Raw genomic sequence first — 18,952 nt, 5'->3', positions numbered from 1 at the left:
CGGCCGATCGTGCCTCAGTCGGGCCAGTCGACCCCGGCGGAACGGTGCCAGCGCAGTCCGCGCTCGGCCCATCCCTGCGCCTGCCGGCCCACCGCCGACCGGAACTCCTGCCACTGCCCGATCCCCGATCCTCGGGTGGCGACCTGCGAGAAGGCCGCCAGGCGCGGCAGCAGCATGTAGCTGAGGTCGTCGCGGGTGCGCAGCGTCTCGCTCCACAGGAATGCCTCGACGCCGACCACCGCGGCCGGGTCCAGCCCGGGGATGTACTGACGGGGATCCCACTCCAGGGCGTCGCGCAGCTCGATGGTTCCGGCCCAGGTGAGCCCCAGAGCGGTGTCCGGATCGTACTTCATGTCCAGATAGGCGCGGTCCCCCGGAGACAGCAGCACCCCGACGCCGCGACTCGCGGCGTCCAGCACTCCCTGCCAGCCGATACCGCGGTCCCAGACCTGGATGACGTCGCCGGGATCCAGCAGGTCGGCGGCCTCCTGCCAGGCGACCACCCGCGATCCGGCGCGATGGACCGCGTCGACGGCTCGTCGCACCAGTGCGCGGTACTGGTCGTGAGGGGTCACCTTGGACTCGTCGCCGCCGATGTGGACCCAGCCCGAGCCGAGTCCGGCCAGCTGGGTGAGGACCTCATCGATGTAGCGATCGGTCAGCGGAGCGTCGGTGGACAGGGTGGAGAATCCCACCTCGATCCCGGTGTGGAGATCGGGGGTCCGTCCGTCCGGGTTGAGGCCGGGCAGCGCGTGCAGGGCGGCGGTGGTGTGTCCGGGCAGATCCGACTCGGGAACAACGGTGATCCCGTGCCGGCCGGCGTACTCGCAGATCCGCGACCAGTCGGCCAGGGTGTAGTAGCCACCGGGATCCCCGCCGACCGCGCTTCCCGACGACCGCTCGGTCAGTTCCGGCCAGCCCGGGATCTCGATCCGCCAGCCCTGGTCGTCCGACAGGTGCAGGTGGAGCACATTGAGGTCCATCTCGGCCATCAGGTCGATGACCAGTTCGACGTCGTCGACACCGAAGAAGTGGCGCGAGACGTCCAGTCCCAGTCCTCGCCAGCCGAAGGCCGGCCCGCTCGTCTCACTCATCTCGTTGTTCTCCCACGATCCCGGTCCGGCGTTGTCCCCGGTGGCGCACCCCGTCCGGACCTCGTCCCGCCGGCCCGGACGGTGCTCCACAGGCTCAGTCCAGGTAGTCCCGCAGGACCTGGGAACGGCTGGGGTGGCGCAGCTTGGACATCGTCTTGGACTCGATCTGGCGGATCCGCTCGCGCGTCACCCCGTAGACCTTCCCGATCTCGTCGAGGGTCTTGGGCTGGCCGTCGGTCAGTCCGAAGCGCATCGAGACGACGCCGGCCTCTCTCTCGGAGAGGGTGTCCAGCACGTCGTGGAGCTGCTCCTGGAGGAGTGTGAAGTTCACCGCGTCTGCGGGGACGATGGCCTCGGAGTCCTCGATGAGGTCACCGAACTCGGAGTCTCCGTCCTCTCCCAGCGGGGTGTGCAGGGAGATCGGCTCGCGGCCGTACTTCTGGACCTCGACGACCTTCTCGGGGGTCATGTCGAGTTCCTTGGCGAGCTCCTCGGGAGTGGGTTCGCGGCCCAGGTCCTGGAGCATCTGGCGCTGAACGCGGGCCAGCTTGTTGATGACCTCGACCATGTGCACCGGGATGCGGATGGTGCGGGCCTGATCGGCCATCGCCCGGGTGATGGCCTGCTTGATCCACCAGGTGGCGTAGGTCGAGAACTTGTAGCCCTTGGTGTAGTCGAACTTCTCGACCGCGCGGATCAGGCCGAGGTTGCCCTCCTGGATGAGATCGAGGAAGAGCATGCCGCGCCCGGTGTAGCGCTTGGCCAGCGAGACCACGAGTCGCAGGTTGGCCTCGAGCAGGTGGTTCTTGGCGGCCTTGCCGTCGTCGGCGATCCACTCGTAGTCGTCGCGGTTCTTGGCGGGAACGGTGGTCTCCGGGTCCGCCAGCTGCTCTCCCGCGAACAGGCCTGCCTCGATCCGCTTGGCGAGATCGACCTCCTGGGCGGCGTTGAGCAGCGCGACCTTGCCGATCTGCTTGAGGTAGTCCTTGACCGGGTCGGCGGTGGCTCCGGCGACCATCACCTGCTGCTCGGGCTCATCGGCGTCATCGGTGTCGGAGACGATGAACCCCTCGGTCTCCTTGTTGATGCGGGCCTCGTCCTTGGCGGCCTCGTGCGGGTCGTACTTGCTGTCGTCGACGTCGTCGAGGGTGCGCTTCTTTCCCCCGACGGTGAGCACCACCTCGTCGCCGTCGCGCTCGACGTGGACGTCGATCTGACCGGAGGCGGCCTCGGCGATGGTGGCCCCCTTCGCCTTGGAGCGGGAGCGTCCGGTCCCGGTGGACTTCTTCGCGGTGGTCTTCCTCGCGGTGGTCTTCCGGGTGGCCGGCTTCTTCTTCGCCGTGGTCTTCGTGGTGCGCGAGGAGGTCTTGGCGGCGGTACCGCTGGTGGACTCCTTCTCGGTGCTCGCGGAGGAGCTGGCGGGGCTGGCAGCGGTCTTCCTCGCCGAAGTCGTGGTGCTGCCGGAGCGGCTCGTCCCGGAGGACTTGGCCGACGTCTTCCGGGTGCCCGTCCTCGCCTTGACGCTGTGGGCGGCTGACGTCTTGGTCGTCGAGCTCTTGCCGGCCGAACTCTTACCGGCCGAACTCTTACCGGCCGAACTCTTACCGGCACTGCTCGTGGCAGCGTGCTGCTGGCCAGATCTGCTGGGCTTCGCCTCCTCGTCGGCAACGGTCATATTCGTGCGGGACGTGGAACGAGTCGTCACGGGGATCCTCTCACCAAGGCAGAAACCTTTGAAGGGCACAGGACAGCCGGGAGCCGTCAAGAGCCGAGGTCCATTGTGACACCGGCCCGGACCGGAACCAAACTGCGGCTCAGGGTTTTCTTCTGCCAGTGGGACCAGCAGGCCGGTGAAGGGCTACGACCACGGTCTGATCCTGGTAGCACGCACCCCAACCGCGGGCGTCAATACCGGTTCGGGGAATGACAACGGCACCGAAAGGCGTTGTCATAGGTGCTCTCACGTTGAAAGGCGGGGCACATGGACACCAAGTCTCGAGTTCGTACCACCGATGGCATCGATGGCAAGGACGCAGTTGGTCTCTACTTGGAGGGGATCGCTCGGACGCCTTTGCTCAACGCGGCCGAGGAGGTCGCACTGGCACGTCGTATCGAGGTGGGCGTCTTCGCCCGTGCAATCCTCGCCGGCGATGCCAAGAACCGTCTCAAAGCCAGCCAGGAGGAACTGGAGGACATCGCCGCCGACGGGGACCGGGCGATGGCCCACTTCGTTCGCGCCAATCTTCGTCTGGTGGTCTCGGTGGCCCGCAAGTACGGCCGCTCCCAGATGCCCCTGCTGGATCTGGTCCAGGAGGGCAACACCGGCCTGATCCGGGCCGTCGAGAAGTTCGACTACGCCAAGGGCTTCAAGTTCTCCACCTATGCGACCTGGTGGGTCCGTCAGGCGATCAGCCGCGGCATCGCCCAGCAGGGACGCATCGTCCGCCTGCCGGTCCATGTCGCCGAGCAGGTCAACCAGGTCTCTGCGGCCCGCCGCAACCTCGAGCGCCAGCTGGGTCGGGAGCCCGAGATCTTCGAGATCGCCGGCGAGCTGGGCCTCACCGAGGAGCGGATCGTCGAGCTCATCCGGTTCGGCCGCGACCACGTCAGTCTCGACGCCCCTGTCGAGGATGACGGCGACACCAGCCTCGGCGATCTCATCGCCCGCGAGACCGCGCCGGGACCCGACGACATCGTTCTGGACGCCGAGGACCGCAGCCGTCTGGAGGGGCTCCTCGAGGATCTCGACGAGCGCTCCGCCGACGTGGTGCGCCGCCGGTACGGGCTGGTCGACGGACGTCAGGCCAAGCTCGCCGACATCGGCAAGGTCTGGGGGATCACCGCCGAGCGGGTCCGCCAGATCGAGCGGGCCGCGCTCACGACGATGCGCGAGCGCAACGAGGCGGTGATGGCCGCCTGAGGGCGGGTCATCCCGTTCGACAGATCGTCCCCAGCGGCGCCCCGGCCTCACCAGGCCGGGGCGCCGCGTCACGTCCGAACCGGGGCCGCATCCGCGTCACGGGCGACGAGTGTCAGCGCTCGGGATCGACGAGTCGCAGCAGTCCCTCCTGGGAGCAGGAGGCCACGATCCTGCCGTCCTGCATGAGCCGGCCCGTCGAGAAGCCCAGGGCGTCGGAGGCGCTGGGCGAGACCTCGTCGTAGAAGAGCCACTCGTCGGCCCTGGCCGGACGGTGGAACCACATCCCGTGATCGACCGAGGCGGGGGCGATCGACTTGCCGGATCGCAGCGCCGCCTCATGGGGCAGCACCGCCACGGCCAGCAGGCTGATGTCCGACAGATAGGCCAGGATCGCCTGATGGACCACCGGGTCCTCCGGCAGGGCACCGGTGGTCCGCACCCACAGGCGCATATGGGTGGCGTGGTTGTGGGTGGTGATCTCGGGCTGGGCGATGTAGCGCACGTCCAGGGCGTCGGCCCGCCAGATCGAGGGCAGCGCCTGCCCGAGTCTGTCCTCCAGAGCCTCCGCCAGGGGCGGGCAGGACTCGGGATCGGGCAGGCCGTGGGGCATCGCGTCGGAGTGGTCCAGACCGTCCTCGACACTCTTGAAGGACAGGTTCGAGGTGAAGATCACCTGACCGTGCTGGCGGGCCCGTACCAGCCGGGTGCTGAAGGTCCGCCCGTCGCGCATCCGCTCGACGTCGTAGATGAGGGGTGCGTCGTTGCTGCCCGGCCGCAGGAAGTTCGCGTGCAGCGAGTGCAGGCGACGTCCGGCATCGACGGTACGGGCGGCGGCGACCAGCGCCTGGGCGAGCACCTGCCCGCCGAAGGTGCGCTGCCAGGTGGTGGTCGGTTGGGACCCGCGGAACAGGTCCTGGTCGAGGACCTCCAGGTCGAGCAGGTTCAGCAGTTCACGAGTGGATACCGGCACCGCCCCAGTCTGTCACCCCTGCTGGTGAACCAGCGGCAGCCACTGCGAACCTGCCGCGTCCAGGGTCACGCGATAGTCGTGGCCCGCCCCTCTCACCACGGTGCTGACCGGTTCCAGGACGGTGTTGGCCGCCAGCAGGCATCCGCTGTCGGGGTAGACCGACACCTCGACCCGGGGGTCCTCGGCGACGAAGGAGTCGGCGAACTCCTGCTCGCGGCCGGCGGCCCACCACAGTGCCCGCGCCAGCAGGCGGGCGTTGTCGGGCGAGTAGGGAAGGCCGGCGAGGTAGACCGCGCGCCCGGCCCCGTAGGAGTGCACCGACAGTCTCACGGTGGCCTCTCCGGCCGCCAGGACGAGGGTGTCGGCCGAGGTGGTGACGATCTCGGGGGCCACCGGGCCGACCTCGAGGTCCGCCCCGAGGTCGGCGGTGATGAAGTGGTCGGGCTCGGTCCTCGGGTAGCGGTCGGTCGACAGGCTCCAGCCCATCTCGCGGTCGACCCCCAGGATGTCGGACAGCTGGAGGGCGGCTCCCTCGCCGATGTGGAAGCTCGGCTCCCCCACCCCTATCAGCCCTCCGCCGGCGGCGACGAACCGCCGTATGACGGCCTGGATCCGAGGATCCGCCCATGCCGGTCCGCCGGAGAAGGAGGTGCCGGCGGCCCCGGCGTTGATGATGACGCCGATCTCCTCGGGCACCCCCTCGGCGATGTCGTCGAAGGACAGCCAGTCGATCTGGAAGGGCAGCCCGGCCAGCGCCTCCACCACTCCGAGGTAGGGATCGGCCTGCTTGTAGTAGAGCGCGTGGGCGACCATGAAGGTCATCCAGGATCGACTCCTCCCCCACGCGTTGAGAATGCCCACCCGGAATGGTGCCGACTGCGGCGTCTCGCCCCGGGACCTCTCCCAGAAGTCGCGGAACTCCTGGCAGATCTCGGAAATTCTCGCCATGAAGTCTGGGAACTGGGCGGCCAGTGAGAGATATCCGCCGAACCCTATTCTGTCCAGGGGGCTGCGCATGATGGCCCGCCGGGCGGTGATCCAACTGGTGTTGGCCTCCCCGATCGGATCGCCCCGGTCGTTGAAGACGTCGGGGAAGAAGTACGGCAGGAATCGTCCCTCGGTGTACCGCACCCCGGGAATGTCGGAGATCATCCGGGTGGTGGCCGCCGAGCCCACCGACCCGACCACGGCGTCCAGCCCGGTGGTGGCGAACAGGTCGCCGTAGGGTTCGGTGCCGATCCAGTTGTCACCGAGGAACATCATCGCCTCGCGGCCCTTGTCATGGCAGATCTGGACGAGCGTGCGCACCTTCTCGACGACGAACCGGTTGACGAATCCGATCCAGGCCAGGAAGAACGGCGACGGGGGGCGGAAGGAGGAGTTGTGGTAGCCGGCGTCGATGAAGTCCTCGGGGTCGATGACCCGTCCGGTCTCAGCCTCGAACTGTTCCATCAGCGGCACCGAGACGGAGGCGGAGTACCCGAACCAGTCGACGTACTTCTCCTGTGCGCGGTCATTGAAGTACAGGGTGAAGTGGTAGAAGAATGTCGTGAATCGCACGACATCGACCTCGGGATGGGCATCGAGCCAGGATCCGAGATCATCCCTCACGTGATTCCAGGTGTCCGGGAATGCCACATTGTAGGAGTGCTCCTTGACCCTGGTGGGGTCATTCTCCCAGTGATTGGTCGTGTAGTTGTAGATCTGGGTGCTGTCCCATATCTGGGCCGCCAGGAAGGCCACCGTGTACACGTGGCCGGCGTGGGCGCCGGCGATGGTCACGGTGCACTCGGAGCCCTCGCCCCGGACCGTCCACCCCGAGGGTGCGAGGACCTCACCGGTGGTGCGGTCGCGGACCTGCCACCACCTGGAGACGTCGACCTCGGTGTCGGGTCGCAGCTGGTCGGCAAGGAAGCCGGCCATGATGTCGATGCGAAGCGGACCGTCGACCAGCGCCGGAACCCGGTCGGAGCAGACATAGATGCTGGTGTGCTGATCGAGGTGGTCCACCGCCCAGGCCTCGTCCCCGCGGGCGCAGAACCGGGTCGCGTAGACCTTCACCGGCAGTGTGCCGACGATCTCGGGAAGCCAGGTGCCGTCGGAGTTGCGCACGGCGTCGGCACCCAGATCGGCGAGAATCCCTGTGAGCCGGTCGTCCATGCCCTCCTCGACGGGCAGCGTGACCCTGCCGCTGGTGTGTCCGACCGTGGTCGGCGGCTGCGCCGCATCCTTGCTGTGATCGCTCATCCGGGTCGCCCGTGTCCTGTCTCGTCGAAGATCGGATCAGAGGTGTTCAGCCTAGTGGTGCGGCCTCTGGCGGGGCACAGCTCACTCATCGGGGATGCGTGACCGCGGTCTGTCAGGAGACCAGCCGGGAGATGGCGGTGCGGACCTTCTTCACCGAGACCGGCACGTGGGTCTGGAGGCGCTGGGCGAACAGCTGGATGCGCAGCTCCTCGATGAGGAATCCGATCTCCTCGACCCCGGCGGGCAGCGGTCCGGGGGGCTGGGCGGCGCACAGCGAGTCGTAGGCGTCCAGCAGCGGGTCGAGCTCGGCCATCCAGCGGGCGTCACGTCCGGGATTGGTCGAGACTCCCTCGGCACGCACGGCGACCTCGCGCATCCAGCGGGACATCCGCTGGTACCAGGGGTCGGGAGTGGCCGAGATGAAGTTGAGGAAGACCAGGTCCGACAGCTGGTTGGTCATGTCCTGACGCGCCGGTCCGGGGGCCAGTGCCGTCACAGCGGACCGGGCCTCCCCCCAGGCGGTGAGGATCTCGGCGGCGGTGGACACCACCCGGGCCATCGTCTCGGCGGCCTCCTGACGGACCGCCAGGGCGAGCTTCTCGAAGGCCTGCCGGTCTCGGATGTCCGACAGGTCACCGGCATGACGGCGGGCCAGCGAGTCGACGGCCTTGCGTCGGGAGTCGGCCAGCAGTGCCGGAACGCTGGGGTAGGGCGAGCCAGCCAGGGCGAGCTTGGTGCGATTGGACAGGTGGGCGACGGTCCAGGTGGTCGGGTCGGGCAGGTTGAGCAGCAGCAGCCGCACGACACCGGCGCCATGGCTGCGGGTCTGGGCGGCCACCGAGTCGCGCACCGCGGTGCCGACGGTCGACCCCTCGTCGACCAGGCAGGGATAGCCGACGGCGTCGGCCCCACTGCGTCGAAGGGAGACCTCCCGGGCCAGGGTGCCGAACGCCCAGTCGGTGGCTCCGTGGACCTGGTCGTCACCGGCGGCCCGGGTGAGGGAGACCGACACCTTGGGTGCCAGGTCCACGCGCAGCGCGGACAGATCCTCGGAGTGGGCGACCCGGGACCTGCTCTGCTTCGATGTGCCGTGCTGCCCCGCCTCATGCTTCGGTGGCTTGTGCTTCGACGACCCGCGCTGGGGGCTGCCGGCCTGTCCCGTCCGGCGTCCCTCGGCATCGACGACGTCGAAGCCGACCCGCAGGTGGGCGGGGATCTGGTCGGGGCGCCAGTCGGAGTCGTCGATGAGCACCCCGGTCAGCGCGGTGAGAGCGCGCCCCAGCTCGGCGGTGAAGGGGGCGTCGTGATCGCCCCGGGGAACCTCGGGGTGCCCTGCGCCGGGGTCCGGACTCTCCAACCAGGCCAGTGCCTGACGGGCCCGGTCGGGGGCGGGAACCAGCTGGGTGCGCACCTTCTTGGGCAGCGAGCGGATGAGTTCGGTGGCCAGCTCGGTGCGCAGACCCGGAACCTGCCAGCTGAACGGCTCGGAGGGGACCTGGTTGAGCAGGGCGAGGGGGATGGTGACGGTGACGCCGTCGTGGCCGGATCCCGGGTCGAAGACGTAGCGCACCGGCAGGGACAGCTCCCCCACCTCCCAGTGGTCGGGGAAGTCGTCGCGGGCCACCGCCTGCGGGTCGACCAGGTCGTCCAGGGACAGGTCGAGCTGGTGGCGGTCCTCGACGCGTCGCCACCAGGCGTTGAAGTGGTTGGCCGAGACGATGTCGGAGGGGATCCGTCGGTCGTAGAAGGCGAACAGGGCGTCGTCGTCGGCGACCAGACCGCGCTGCCGGGAGCGCTCCTCGAGGTCCTCGGCCTGGTTGCGGACCCGGTCGTTGTGCACCAGGAAACCGTGGTTGGCGCGCCAGTACCGTTCGACCAGGGCCGATCGGATGAAGATCTCCCGGGCGACGACCGGGTCGATGCGGGCGTAGTTGACCAGCCGGTCGGCCCACACCGGCACGCCGTAGAGGGTGGCCCTCTCGGTGGCCACCACCGAGGCGGTGGACTGCGCCCAGTGCGGCTCGGAGTACTGGCGTTTGAGGAGGTGCCCGCCGACCTCCTCGACCCACTCGGGCTGGACGCCGGCGACGGTGCGCGCCCACAGTCGGCTGGTCTCCACCAGTTCGACGGCCATCACGAGCTCGGGCGGATGCTTGGCCAGCGCCGATCCCGGGTTGATCGCGAACCGTGCTCCGCGGGCGCCCAGGTACTCGCGGGGGCCGCTCCGGTGGCCCCGGCGCCGCTTGTCCCCGGTGGTTCTGTTCTTCTGCTTGTCGGCGACCTCGGCCAGGCCGATGTGGGACAGCAGTCCCGACAGCAGGGCGACCAGGATCCGGTCTTCGGGGGCGGCCTCCTTGTTGCGCTCCAGCTTGAGTTCGCGGCAGATCTGCTTGAGCTGGGAGTGCAGGTCCTCCCACTCGCGCACCCGCAGGAAGTTGAGGAACTCGCGGTGGCACATCCGCCGGAAGGCCGATCCCGACAGCGCCTTGCGCTGATGGTGCAGGTAGCGCCACAGCCGGTGGATGGCCAGAATGTCGCCGCCCTGGTCGACCGGTCCGCCCACCTCGTTCTGGTCGGCGGTCTCGGGGTGCATGGCGCGCTGCAGGCCGGTCTCGGTGAGGAACCGATGGTGGAAGACGTCGGCCTTGTCCCGTTTGTCAGCCGGTCGTTCGCGTGCGTCGGGGATCGACAGTGCGGCCACGATCACCAGCACCTCGCGCAGGCTGTGCTGGCGGGCCCCCTCCAGGATCATCCGTCCGAGCCGGGGGTCGACGGGGATCGAGGCGAGCTGGTGACCGATCCGGGTCAGCCGGGGCTCCTCGCGGTGGCCGGACTTCAGCGCGCCGAGTTCGTCGAGCAGCCTGAGGCCGTCGGCCACCTGGGAGTGGTCGGGGGCCTCGACGAAGGGGAAGTCGGTGATGGCGCCGAGCCGTGCCTGGGCCATCTGCAGGATGACGGCGGCCAGGTTGGTGCGCAGGATCTCGGGCTGGGTGAACTCGGGGCGGGACTCGAAGTCGCGCTGGGAGTACAGCCGGATGCAGATCCCGGGGGCCACTCGTCCGCACCGTCCGGATCGCTGGTTGGCGGAGGCCTGGGAGACCGGCTCGATGGGCAGTCGTTGGACGTGGGTCCGCACCGAGTAGCGGGAGATCCGGGCGGTGCCGGGATCGATGACGTAGCGGATCCCGGGGACCGTCAGCGAGGTCTCCGCGACGTTGGTGGCCAGCACGATCCGTCGTCCGGGGTGGCGGGTGAAGACCCGGTGCTGCTCGGCGGCCGAGAGTCGGGCGAACAGCGGGAGGATCTCGGTGTCGCGCAGTCGCAGGTCGGTCAGCGCCTCGGCGGCGTCGCGGATGTCGCGCTCCCCCGCCAGGAAGACGAGGATGTCGCCGGTCCCCTCGCGGCTCAGCTCCTGGACGGCCCGGCAGATGCCGGTCGTCTGGTCGATCGGGTCGGCGGCGACGGTGATGTCGTCCTCGTCCTCTGCCAGGTCCTCGGCGGGATCCAGCGGCCGGTAGCGGATCTCGACGGGGTAGGTGCGTCCGGAGACCTCGATCACCGGCGCGTCGTCGAAGTGGGCGGAGAACCGCGCGGTGTCGATGGTGGCCGAGGTGATGATGACCTTGAGGTCGGGACGCCGCGGCAGCAGCTGTTTGAGGTAGCCGAGCAGGAAGTCGATGTTGAGGCTGCGCTCGTGGGCCTCGTCGATGATGATCGTGTCGTGGGCGCGCAGCTCCCGGTCGTGGGAGATCTCGGCGAGCAGGACGCCGTCGGTCATCACGGTCAGTGCGGTGGCACGGGTGGCGCGCTTGGTGAAGCGGACCTGGAACCCCACCTGGTTGCCGATCTCCACCCCCATCTCATCGGCGATCCGGTCGGCGACGCTGCGCGCGGCGATCCGACGGGGCTGGGTGTGGGCGATGTGCCGGCGTCCCAGGGCCAGGCAGATCTTGGGGAGCTGGGTGGTCTTTCCCGAGCCGGTCTCCCCGGCCACCACCACGACCTGGTGGTGGTCGATGAGGTCGGCGATCTCGTCGGCGTGTGCGGCGATCGGCAGATCGGGATCGAATCGGATGGTGCCCCCGTCGGGCAGTTCACCCTCCAGGTGTGACGCGTGTGCTGGCATGACCTGCTCAGCCTACCCGGTGCGGGAACCACCGGCAGATCCCGCGGGCCGCCGTGACGGTCCGACGCCGCCGCGGATCAGTCTCCGTGGTGCTGGTCGCGCGCATCGGGTCCGGTGACCCCGATCCCTCCGAAGAGGGCCACTCCCCGCAGGACCAGGACAGGGCCGGTGCGGCTGGGCCGTACCCCGTCGGTGCCGGCCCCGCCGAACAGCGGCACGATGTGGTTGATGACCCGGACCCCCTCGGGGACCTTGATCTCGGCTCCCCCGAAGGCGATGAAGCAGGTCACCCCGATGCGCCCGTCAGCCGGCCAGACGCAGTGGCGCAGGTCGAGCTCCGCTCCCCCGAACAGCAGGATCATGCTGGCGGTCGAGGAGGCGATCCAGTCGGCCTCCCGGTTCGCCCCGCCGAAGATTGCCACGACATTCTCGTGGCGGGGGGCCTCGACCTCCCCCATCCGCACCCGGGCGGTCGGGACCTGGGTACCCTCCTCGGGCACCGCCAGCTGATGTGGAAGATCCCTGGTGAGGCCGACCAGGTCGTCCCGGAAACGGGCCGTGGAGGCCTGGCTGCTGCGCGCCTCGAACTCGTCCTGGTCCAGATATCCGGAGGCGAAGGCGTCCCCCAGCCGCGACAGGGTGGCGTCGCGTTCGCTGTAGCCGGCACGGATCCGTGCGTCATCCTCGCTCATGCGGTCAGCCTAGAGCAGGGTGTACAGCGGGGCGTCGCGGCGCGATCGTCGGGTCGACCCGACGATCGCGCCGGTGGGCAGCCGATTCAGTGGACGATCAGCTCAATGGACGACCGGCCCGGTGAACGATCAGTGGACGATCGCCAAGGGGGCTCGGGAGTGGGCCATCACGCCGCGGATCACGCCGCCGGCCGTCCACCCGAGGATCGGGTGGCGCTTCATGCCGACGATGAGCATGTCGACCGAATCCGAGAGCTTGACCAGCTCGTCGACGGCCTGACCCATCAACACCCTGGTGGTGACCTTGACCCCGCCGAACTCGGCCTTCAGCGGGTCGACGAAGTCATTGACGTGGCGCTGGTTCTCGGCGATGAAGTGCTGCATGGCCTCGTCGGTGAGCTGGTAGCCGCCCGATGCGCCCGCCGGCAAGGCCGGGGCGACGGTGACCACGACGAGCTCGGCCTTCTGCCGGTCGGCCTCCTCGAACCCGTAGCGCAGTGCGGCGGTTCCGGAGGTCTGGGGCCCCACCGCCACCGCGAGCTGATGCTTGCCGCCGACCGGATCGGGGGTGGTGGCGCGGGAGATGACGACCACCGGGCAGGCCGACATGCCCGCCACGGCCACCGAGGTGGATCCGACGAACATTCTCTCGAGTCCGCTGGCGGCACGCCGTCCGACGACGATCATGTCGGCCTGGCGGCTGCGGTCGGCCAGCACGGCGGCGGGGTTGCCGAGCACCACCTGGCCGTGGGTGCGCTTCTCGTCGGCCCCGGCGTCGATGGCCTCGGTGCGGGCGTCGTCGACGACGACCTGGCCGGCCTCCTGGAGTGCGGTGGGGTCGTATACCACTCCCCAGGCCCCGGCGACCGCGGCGTCGTCGACCGCGTGCAGGATCAGCAGGTCCGCATCGAGCTCCTCGGCCTGACCGGCGGCGTACCGGGCCGCTCGCAGTCCGTCCTCCGAGCCGTCGACGCCGGCGATCACCAGCGGAGTGCGATTGGTGTCAGTGGACATGGCCATCCTCCTCGTTCCGATCGGTACGGCCGGACGCCGTCGATGGTGCCCGGCCGGGTGTACGAGTGGGCCGTACACGGCCTCATCGCCATTGTCTCACCGACAAGGAGTCGGGTCAGCCATCCGTGCCGAAGCCGGGGTCCTCGAATGTGGTGCGGCCGCGCAGTTTCCGTGCCAGTTCGTCATCGATGCCGTCGGCCAGCCGGGACATGATGCGCACACCTTTGTGAAGGTGCTCGGCGACGAAGGGGCGGCACATCAGCGACATCGTGACGAAGACGCGGTCCTGGTAGAGCGCGAATCGGCCGTACCGCGACTGCACGTTGAGATCGTTGAGGACCTCGACGGCCCGGGACCGCCCCTCGATGTCATGGACCAGGGCGGAGAAGAGCACCAGCTCCTCGGCATCGGGGGTGGTGCGGATGAAGACCATGGTCGACCCGACCCGGATGGCGAAGTCCCCCTCGGCGTCGCTGATCGGCTGGTGGCCGAACATCTCGGTGAGTTCGGCGGCGACCATCTCGTCCAGCTGGTCTCGGTTGGCCGGCATCACGGCCGGTGCGGTGAGCGGACCGTTGGGGGTCTCGTGGAGGGGTTTGGAATCGGGCTGGAGGATCTCGGCGAGCTGATCGGGGGCCAGGAAGACCGGGTGCTGGACGCCGAAGACGTCGCGCAGGGTGCGTACCGCCAGGTCGGCCAGCTCCTCGCAGTGGTCCTGGCTGCGGTAGACCCAGAAGTTGGCGCAGGGCCGGGGGCCGTCGGCGTCGGGGGCCTGCCAGCCGAGTGTGTCGAGCTCCTCCAGCTGAGTGCTGGTGAGTCGGAACTCCTCCCCGAGACTGGCATTGCCGGAGGCCTCGACCAGCACCATCGGCTCCTCGGCGGGGGTGCTCGGGTCGTGCTGGGTGAAGCGCACGAAGGGAGCCGGGTCATCACTGGTCGACAGGGTTCCGATGGTGAGTTCACCGCCGTCGTCGATGACGGAGATCACCTCGGCGAGCCGCTGGGTGAACTGCGACCACGCCTGGGCGGTGCTGCGGTCCAGATCGAACTCGAAATCGCTGGGCTCCTCCATGCCGCCAACCTAGCAGCCGGGGTCCGGGACTCCCCGTCACCACCAGGGACGCCCGGTCAGAACGGGCTGCGGTAGAAGTGCTGCCAGGAGCGGCTGGCGGTGGGTCCCCGCTGGCCCTGGTAGCGGTTGCCGGTCGCCGGGTCGGAACCGTAGGGGTGCTCGGCCGGGCTGGACAGCGCGAAGAAGCACAACTGACCGATCTTCATCCCCGGCCACAGGGCGATCGGAAGGGTGGCGACGTTGGACAGCTCCAGGGTGACATGGCCAGTGAACCCGGGGTCGATGAATCCCGCGGTGGAGTGGGTGAGCAGGCCCAGCCGGCCCAGCGAGGACTTCCCCTCCAGCCGGGCCGACAGATGGTCGGGGATGGTGACCTTCTCCTTGGTGGAGGCCAGTACGAACTCGCCGGGGTGCAGCACGAAGGGCTCCTCGGGGGACTCCTCGACCAGATGGGTGAGCTCGGGCTGACTGCGCGCCGGGTCGATCATCGGGTACTTGTGGTTGTCGAAGAGCCGGAAGTAACGGTCCAGGCAGACATCGATGCTGGCGGGCTGGACCAGCGCCGGGTCGTAGGGGTCCAGGACGATACGACCGGCCTCGATCTCGCAGCGGATCTCACGGTCTGACAGAAGGCTCACGGCACCGACCCTACGACAGCACCGAATGGCGAGGCCCCCGTCACGGTGATCTCTCACCGTGACGGGGGCCTGCGACCCACAACTCTCGGGCCGATCAGCTGCAGCCGCTGGTCGAGCCGCATCCCTCGCAGACGTAGCAGGATCCGGAGGGCCGCATCTTGGTGCCGCAGGTCATGCACAGCGGGGCGTCGACCTCACGGCCGAGCTGCTCCTCCAGCAGTTCGGCGCTGGTGTGGGCCCCGCCGACGTGCTCGGGGGCCGGCGTCGGGTCGAACAGCCCTGGCTGGGCGGCGCCGTCCTCGTGCACCCGCACCCGGTCGGCCGGGGTCTCCTTGAGGCTCTCGGAGTCGATGAGCTCGGCCTCGTCCTCCTCCGACAGGTAGGAGCCGGTCTCGACGTAGTGCGCCCGCTCGGCCGAGGTGTAGATCCCCAGCTCCGCCCGCTCGTCGAAGGACAGGTAGTCCAGGGCGAGTCGCCGGAAGATGTAGTCGATGATCGACTGGGCGATCCGGATGTCCGAGTCGTCGGTCATGCCGGCCGGCTCGAACTTCATGTTGGCGAACTTCTGGACGAAGCTCTCCAGCGGCACTCCGTACTGCAGACCGATGGAGATGGCGATCGAGAAGGCATCCATCGCGCCGGCCAGGGTGGATCCCTGCTTGCCGAGCTTGAGGAAGATCTCTCCCAGCCGACCATCGTTGTAGGCGCCGGTGGTGAGGTATCCGCCGGCCCCGGCGACCTGGAAGCTGGTGGTGCGACCCAGCCGGGACTTCGGCAGCCGCTGGCGGCGCGGCCGGTACTCGATGCGGACCTCCGGCTCGGGCTCCTTCTTGTCCCCGGCCTTGTCGCCGGTGGTCTCCACCGACAGCGGCTGGCCGACCTTGCAGTTGTCGCGGTAGACCGCGACGGCCTTCAGGCCGAGCTTCCAGCTCTGCATGTAGACATCGGCGATGTCCTCGACGGTGGCGCTCTCGGGCAGGTTGACGGTCTTGGAGATGGCTCCCGACAGGAAGGGCTGGACGGCGGCCATCATCCGCACGTGGCCCATCGGGGCGATCGCCCGCTCGCCCATCGCGCAGTCGAAGACCTCGTAGTGGGCCTTGTCGAGATGGGGGGCGCCGATCACCGATCCGTGCTCGGCGATCCAGGCGACGATCTGGTCGGCGTCGCTGGTGGAGTAGCCGAGATTGGTCAGGGCGCGCGGGACGGTCTGGTTGACGATCTGCATCGAGGAGCCGTCGACCATCTTCTTGAACTTGACCAGGGAGAAGTCGGGCTCGATGCCGGTGGTGTCGCAGTCCATCATGAAGCCGATGGTGCCGGTGGGGGCCAGCACCGAGGCCTGGGCGTTGCGGAACCCGTTCTCGGCGCCCAGCTCGACGACCCGGTCCCACTCGGCACGGGCGGCGGTGAGCACGGCGGTGTCGTTGGTGTGCAGCGGGTGGACGTCGTTGTTGGCGTCGCGGTGCTTGCGCATCACGGCCTGGTGGGGCTCGGCGTTGGCGGCGTAGCCGTTGTAGGGGCCGACCACGGCGGCCAGCTCGGCGCTGCGCCGGTAGGCGACGCCGGTCATCAGGGAGGTGATGGCGGCGGCCAGGTTGCGCCCGCCCTCGGAGTCGTAGCCCAGTCCCATCGCCATCAGCAGGGCGCCGAGGTTGGCGTAGCCGATGCCGAGCTGGCGGAAGTCGCGGGTGGTCTGGCCGATCGACTCGGTCGGGAAGTCGGCGAAGCAGATCGAGATGTCCATCGCGGTGATGACGATCTCGACGGCGCGGGTGAACCGGGCGACGTCGAAGACCTCATCGGCCCCGACGAACTTGAGCAGGTTGAGGCTGGCCAGGTTGCACGAGGAGTTGTCCAGGCTCATGTACTCCGAGCAGGGGTTCGACGCGTTGATCCGCCCGGTGTTCGGGTCGGTGTGCCAGGCGTTGATGGTGTCGTCGTACTGCAGTCCGGGGTCGGCGCACTCCCAGGCGGCGTGGGCGATCTTGCCGAACAGCTGCCGGGCGTCGACCTCGTCGATCACCTTGCCGGGCTCGACCCGGGAGGTGAGACCGAACGTGGTGCCCTTCTCGACGGCGGTCATGAAGGTGTCGGAGACGCGCACCGAGTTGTTGGCGTTCTGGTACTGGACCGAGGCCATGTCGCGGCCGCCGATCTCCATGTCGAAGCCGGCATCGCGCAGCGCACGGATCTTGTCCTCCTCGCGCGCCTTGGTCTCGACGAACTCCTCGATGTCGGGGTGGTCGACGTCCAGCACGACCATCTTGGCGGCCCGGCGGGTCGCTCCGCCGGACTTGATGGTGCCGGCCGAGGCATCGGCCCCGCGCATGAAGGAGACCGGCCCCGAGGCGGTACCGCCCGAGGACAGCAGCTCCTTGGAGGATCGGATCCGGGAGATGTTCACGCCGGCCCCGGAACCGCCCTTGAAGATGAATCCCTCCTCGGTGTACCAGTTCAGGATCGACTCCATCGAGTCGTCGACCGACAGGATGAAGCAGGCACTGACCTGCTGGGGACTGGTGGTCCCGACGTTGAACCAGACCGGGGAGTTGAAGCTGAAGTACTGGTGGACCAGCAGCCAGGTGAGCTCCTCGCTGTAGACCTTGGCGTCCTTGGCGCTGGCGAAGTAGCCGTTGTCCTGACCGGCCCTCACGTAGGTCTTCACGACCCGGTCGATGAGGGTCTTGAGGCTGTCCTCGCGGGCCGGGGTCCCCAGGGCACCGCGGAAGTACTTGTTGGTGACGATCGTGGAGGCGTTGACGCTCCAGAAATCGGGGAACTCGACGCCGCGCTGCTCGAAGACGACCTCTCCGGTGCGCCAGTTCTTCTGGACGACGTCACGGCGCTGCCAGGTGACCTCGTCATAGGGATGCACCCCCTCGGTGCTGAACACCCTGCGAACGGGCAGGCCCGAGGAGGCCGGTGTCGTGCTGCGCGACGCCGTCTTGGTCTCAGTCATGGGTTATCCCTCACCTCGTCAAGCGACGATCTGTTCTCATACTCGGTTGGACACGGACCATGACCGGGGTCGTGGTCGTGCTTCTTTCATCTCTCATGGCGGAGGCCGGGCTGTGAACCCTGCCCCGCAGGTTCCTGGGGGTCAGAACAACGGCTGACTCGCCGCATCCCTGACCGGTGCCGGTTGGCCCTGGTCGACCGACGGTCGGTCGGTCCCGTCGGCCTTGAGGCGATCGATCTCCTTGACGAAGTCGTCGATCGTCTCGTAGTGGCGATACACAGACGCAAAGCGAAGGTAGGCGATCGGGTCGAGATCGCGCAGCGGCGGCAGGATCGCCAGACCGACCTCATCGCTGGGAATCACCGAGGCTCCCGAGGCGCGCAGGGCGGCCTCGACCCGCTGACCGAGGAGCGCCAGGTCGGCGCTGCTCACCGGTCGACCCTCGCAGGCCTTGCGGACCCCCTGGACGACCTTCTCCCGGCTGAACGGCTCCTCCGAGCCGTCCTTCTTGCGGACCACCATCAGCATCCGCTCGATGGTGGTGAAGCGACGCTCGCACACCGGGCACTGCCGGCGCCGACGGATCGCCAGACCGTCCTCGCAGACCCTGGAGTCGAGCACCCGGGAGTCCTCGTGCTGACAGAACGGACAGCGCATCGTGACCCCTCCCGTCCTTGGTCGACCGGCCTGCACGGACCTCGTGCGTGAGACCTAGAGTACCGCGAAAATCCACTAGGTCTAGTTCTGGCGTGTCGCTGTTGACACTAGATGTAGTGTCTCCCCGAAATCATCCGGCGAACCCTCCGGAGATCTGGAAGAGCTGCCACAGGCCGACCGCCGCCCCGGTCACCATCAGTGCCAGGAGGCTCGCCATCACCAGATTCCAGACCATATCCGGATCGGCCCACCAGGGGCGAAGCGATCCAGCGCCGGCGGCCAGCTCCCGCCGGTCGATCATCACGACCGGCTCGGACTCATCGAGGATCTCCTCGATCGCCGGCCACGGCCCGACGATGACCTGCCCGGCCCCCTGATCGACCTCTTCCCCGTCCCACGCGCGTGTCTGAACGCTCATCGGAGTGCTCCTTCGTCAGGTCCCCGGCCATCCGCCGGGGACGTGACTTCATCAAAGCTGCGAGCACTGACAGTTCTGGGAGGGATTCCTGCAGGGCCGTCGCCACGGGGTTTCCAAGGGGTCGTCCCCGCCCCTCTGCGCA

General features: G+C 68.6%; 13 protein-coding genes. 1 reads left to right on the top strand and 12 read right to left on the bottom strand.

Annotated features, from left to right (window positions below; translation table 11 throughout):
* Positions 1-14: 14 nt before the first annotated feature.
* Positions 15-1,094 (bottom strand): family 20 glycosylhydrolase, encoded by a 1,080-nt coding sequence (locus H590_RS15420; RefSeq protein WP_126412603.1) that lies wholly within the window; start codon positions 1,092-1,094, stop codon positions 15-17.
* Positions 1,095-1,188: 94 nt separating this feature from the next.
* Positions 1,189-2,769, bottom strand: coding sequence for an RNA polymerase sigma factor (locus H590_RS15415; RefSeq protein ID WP_036981453.1), 1,581 nt, complete (start codon positions 2,767-2,769; stop codon positions 1,189-1,191).
* Between the two features lie 306 nt (positions 2,770-3,075).
* Here H590_RS15415 and H590_RS0106905 point away from each other — a divergent pair, with 306 nt between their 5' ends.
* Positions 3,076-4,014, top strand: coding sequence for a sigma-70 family RNA polymerase sigma factor (locus H590_RS0106905; RefSeq protein ID WP_028702985.1), 939 nt, complete (start codon positions 3,076-3,078; stop codon positions 4,012-4,014).
* 112 nt (positions 4,015-4,126) lie between these two features.
* On the opposite strand, the gene H590_RS15410 is transcribed toward H590_RS0106905, so the two are convergent.
* The 10 genes from H590_RS15410 to H590_RS0106855 all read right to left on the bottom strand — a co-directional run bounded on the left by H590_RS15410 (position 4,127) and on the right by H590_RS0106855 (position 18,810).
* Positions 4,127-4,984 carry an acyl-CoA thioesterase gene (locus H590_RS15410; RefSeq protein ID WP_036981450.1) on the bottom strand — a complete coding sequence of 286 codons (858 nt, stop codon included), beginning with the start codon at positions 4,982-4,984 and terminating at the stop codon, positions 4,127-4,129.
* Positions 4,985-4,996: 12 nt separating this feature from the next.
* On the bottom strand, positions 4,997-7,231 hold the full coding sequence (gene gnpA / locus H590_RS0106895) for a 1,3-beta-galactosyl-N-acetylhexosamine phosphorylase (protein ID WP_051238268.1): 2,235 nt from the start codon (positions 7,229-7,231) through the stop codon (positions 4,997-4,999).
* A 112-nt stretch (positions 7,232-7,343) separates the two neighbouring features.
* Positions 7,344-11,357, bottom strand: coding sequence for an ATP-dependent RNA helicase HrpA (gene hrpA / locus H590_RS0106890; protein WP_028702983.1), 4,014 nt, complete (start codon positions 11,355-11,357; stop codon positions 7,344-7,346).
* Positions 11,358-11,434: 77 nt separating this feature from the next.
* Positions 11,435-12,049, bottom strand: a complete 615-nt coding sequence (locus H590_RS0106885) for a DUF1707 SHOCT-like domain-containing protein (RefSeq protein ID WP_028702982.1) — start codon at positions 12,047-12,049, stop codon at positions 11,435-11,437.
* A gap of 129 nt (positions 12,050-12,178) precedes the next feature.
* Positions 12,179-13,063: a universal stress protein gene (locus H590_RS0106880; RefSeq protein WP_028702981.1), complete on the bottom strand. Its 885-nt coding sequence runs from the start codon at positions 13,061-13,063 to the stop codon at positions 12,179-12,181.
* Between the two features lie 115 nt (positions 13,064-13,178).
* Positions 13,179-14,135, bottom strand: coding sequence for a T3SS (YopN, CesT) and YbjN peptide-binding chaperone 1 (locus H590_RS0106875; protein WP_028702980.1), 957 nt, complete (start codon positions 14,133-14,135; stop codon positions 13,179-13,181).
* Positions 14,136-14,191: 56 nt separating this feature from the next.
* Positions 14,192-14,773: a dCTP deaminase gene (gene dcd, locus H590_RS0106870; RefSeq protein WP_028702979.1), complete on the bottom strand. Its 582-nt coding sequence runs from the start codon at positions 14,771-14,773 to the stop codon at positions 14,192-14,194.
* Positions 14,774-14,867: 94 nt separating this feature from the next.
* The gene (locus H590_RS0106865) at positions 14,868-17,735 is read right to left on the bottom strand and encodes a vitamin B12-dependent ribonucleotide reductase (RefSeq protein WP_028702978.1); all 2,868 of its coding nucleotides are present in this window, start codon (positions 17,733-17,735) and stop codon (positions 14,868-14,870) included.
* A gap of 141 nt (positions 17,736-17,876) precedes the next feature.
* The gene (nrdR, locus tag H590_RS0106860; protein ID WP_028702977.1) at positions 17,877-18,392 is read right to left on the bottom strand and encodes a transcriptional regulator NrdR; all 516 of its coding nucleotides are present in this window, start codon (positions 18,390-18,392) and stop codon (positions 17,877-17,879) included.
* Between the two features lie 130 nt (positions 18,393-18,522).
* Positions 18,523-18,810 carry a hypothetical protein gene (locus H590_RS0106855; RefSeq protein WP_028702976.1) on the bottom strand — a complete coding sequence of 96 codons (288 nt, stop codon included), beginning with the start codon at positions 18,808-18,810 and terminating at the stop codon, positions 18,523-18,525.
* Positions 18,811-18,952: the final 142 nt, after the last annotated feature.

Origin of the sequence: Acidipropionibacterium jensenii DSM 20535 (assembly GCF_000425285.1) — a bacterium.
In the GTDB taxonomy this organism is placed as follows: Bacteria; Actinomycetota; Actinomycetes; order Propionibacteriales; family Propionibacteriaceae; genus Acidipropionibacterium; species Acidipropionibacterium jensenii.
Note: the sequence above shows the minus strand (reverse complement) of the source record. Positions and strands in the feature narration are given on the sequence as shown.